Source organism: Flavivirga sp. 57AJ16, from assembly GCF_028736925.1.
Taxonomy (GTDB): Bacteria; Bacteroidota; Bacteroidia; order Flavobacteriales; family Flavobacteriaceae; genus Flavivirga.
The window spans coordinates 1-2,457 of sequence record NZ_JAQZAT010000040.1; the positions used below are offsets into that span (position 1 = coordinate 1).

Genomic DNA, 2,457 nt, shown 5'->3' on the forward strand with positions numbered 1-2,457 from the left:
GTAAGCCTTCGGGCTTGAGCATATAAAATTCAAAAGCCGGGATAAAATTTCTCGGCTTTATTATTGTCGGGGATTCCAGTTTTCGGGAAGAAGTTCATCTAGCTGGCTGACCTTGCATTCGGGTATTCGTGCAAGCACATCGGCCAGCCAGGCAAAGGGATTCACATCATTTTTCTTGCAGCTGCCTAAAAAGGAATACATCATGGCTGCACGCTGCGCCCCTTTGTGGGACCCTGCGAACAAGAAGTTCTTGCGTCCCAGTGTGGTCGGCCTGATTCGGTTTTCCACGAGATTATTATCGATTTCATAACGACCGTCACTTAAGTAGCCCACCAATCGCGGCCATAGTTTATGGGTATAGGCCATGGCCTTTCCGATCACACTGTCGGGCAGTACTTTGTAGAGTTCCTGATCCATCCATTGCTTGAGAGTATCCCATACAGGCCTGGCATGTTTGTCTCGCAGCGCCTTGCGCTCTTGGTGGGACAGGTTCTCTTTGCGCGCCTGCCTCTCAACACTGTACAGTTCAGCAATAAGCTTCAAAGCATATTCTGCTCGCTGGCGGTCATTGTCCAACGCATGTTCCAGTTTACGTCTTGCATGGGCAAGGCATCCCAAAAGTTGAACCTCGGGATCTTTCTCATAGATATCGTAGGCCACGTATCCATCAGTCTGCAACGCGCCTTTAAAGTTTTTTAAAAAATCATTGGGGCCTTCCCGACCGCGACTTGGGTGGTAATCAAAACAGGCCGTTCCTCCCAAAGGATCATAGTATACCCAAAAGTATCCTTTATGGGCAGACCCCGGTTTATTCTTGGTTAGTACAGGAATGGGGGTCTCGTCGGCCATCAGGTAATCAACTTGTTTTACTTTTTCCCTCAGGACATTGTACAAGGGTTCTAATAGTTTACAACTGGAAGAGAACCAACCGTTCAAGGTAGATTCTGAGAGCTCAATGTCCTGTCGGGCGAAGATCTTTTTCTGGCGGTGGAACGGTAAATGGTCAACGTATTTACTAACCATGATGTGTGCCAACAGGCTTGCCCCCGCATTACCGCGTGGGATGGGAAGACTGGGCAGTTCACCTATAACAATCTTTTCCGGACTCAAGGGCAGCACGTATTTATAACGGATGTACTTCTTTACATAAAATGTTCCGGGCTTGTATTCCAGGACTTCGGTAACAGACTCGCCTATTTTCTTTGCATGTTTGATGTCCTCTTTAGGGTATATCTCTATCTCTACTCTAGGGATGTGCGAGGGTATGGGCAGACGTACGGGTATTTTTTTGGGGGCCTTTTTGACCTTTTTGCGCTGATAGGCAATATCCTGAACTTCTTCCGCCTGGGGTTCACTTACCGTAATATCCAGACTAAGTGATAGTTGACCCTCTGATGCTGGTGCAAAACGTTCACTCTTTGCACCGAAGAGCATCCGTTGGAGCTCAGCAAGCTGATGCTTTAGCAGGTCGATTTCTTTTTGTTGGTTCAAAAAAAACTCGTGCTGCTTTTTCGTGATGGTGACACGCTGTTCTACAGGGAGGTTTTCCATACTTTAAAGATAAACAAACCACTGCTAAATTCCCAATAAAAACAAGGCTTTCGGGTACTTTTATGCACTTTTTTTATCCACAAAAAAGCACATATTTTGTGGATAAAAAATAAGGGAGTCAGTTGTAGGCCACGGCCATTTGTCCAGGGTCATGCCGAACCCGGTACTTGACACTTTTCAGGGTGATTCCCTTAAGGATGAACTCCAGTACGTCGGAACTGATGGCCATGCTCCTACAGTCATGGTCAAAGGCCGGGAGCTCAAAGGTGCCCTTGCTCAATCGGCGGTAGAACAGGCTGAAGCCGCCTTGTTCATATAACAGTAGCTTGAGGTGGGTACGGGCTCGGTTGACAAAGATGAAGACCTCTCCCTCGGCTACTTCTTTACCCAGTTCGTTGGTGATAATCCCCGCCAGAGAATCAAAGCTTTTTCGCATGTCTGTTTCTTTACGGTAGAGATGGTACTTACGGCTTGGAACCAGCCCCAGAATACTGCTCATGGCAACAGGGCCTTTAGATATTCCGCACTTACTTCACGGTAGAGACGTATGCCATGAACCTCGGCAAACAGTAGCGGTGCGTCTAAACGTTCCTCTTTTGGTAATTGCACTTCCAAAGGCACGAACCCTCCAGGTTGCACATGCTTCTGGTGCCGGTTCTCATAGACCTGATTCCAAGTCTTGAATGTAGATGGGCCAATATCATGCATCTCACAGAATTCCTTGACCGTCACGCTCTCGCTACTCTCGAAGTCCTCCATCATCTGGATGATCTGTTTTTTGTTGGGCTGGTCTTTAGTTTTTGGGGCATCATGGGTAAGGGTGCTCATCTAGTTCTGTTTTTAGTGGTTCTCCAAAACTAAATACTCTTTTGTGAACTTACAATATGCTCAAGCCCGAAGGCTTAC

The 2,457-nt window shown here is 47.1% G+C and carries 3 protein-coding genes; all 3 read right to left on the reverse strand.

The window, feature by feature from the left end; genetic code table 11:
* Positions 1-60: 60 nt before the first annotated feature.
* The 3 genes from PQO00_RS20215 to PQO00_RS20225 all read right to left on the reverse strand — a co-directional run bounded on the left by PQO00_RS20215 (position 61) and on the right by PQO00_RS20225 (position 2,379).
* Positions 61-1,551: an IS66 family transposase gene (locus PQO00_RS20215; RefSeq protein ID WP_274186669.1), complete on the reverse strand. Its 1,491-nt coding sequence runs from the start codon at positions 1,549-1,551 to the stop codon at positions 61-63.
* A gap of 118 nt (positions 1,552-1,669) precedes the next feature.
* On the reverse strand, positions 1,670-2,050 hold the full coding sequence (gene tnpB / locus PQO00_RS20220) for an IS66 family insertion sequence element accessory protein TnpB (protein WP_274186670.1): 381 nt from the start codon (positions 2,048-2,050) through the stop codon (positions 1,670-1,672).
* Positions 2,047-2,379, reverse strand: coding sequence for a hypothetical protein (locus PQO00_RS20225; RefSeq protein WP_274186671.1), 333 nt, complete (start codon positions 2,377-2,379; stop codon positions 2,047-2,049). The genes tnpB and PQO00_RS20225 overlap by 4 nt, the downstream gene beginning before the upstream one ends.
* Positions 2,380-2,457: the final 78 nt, after the last annotated feature.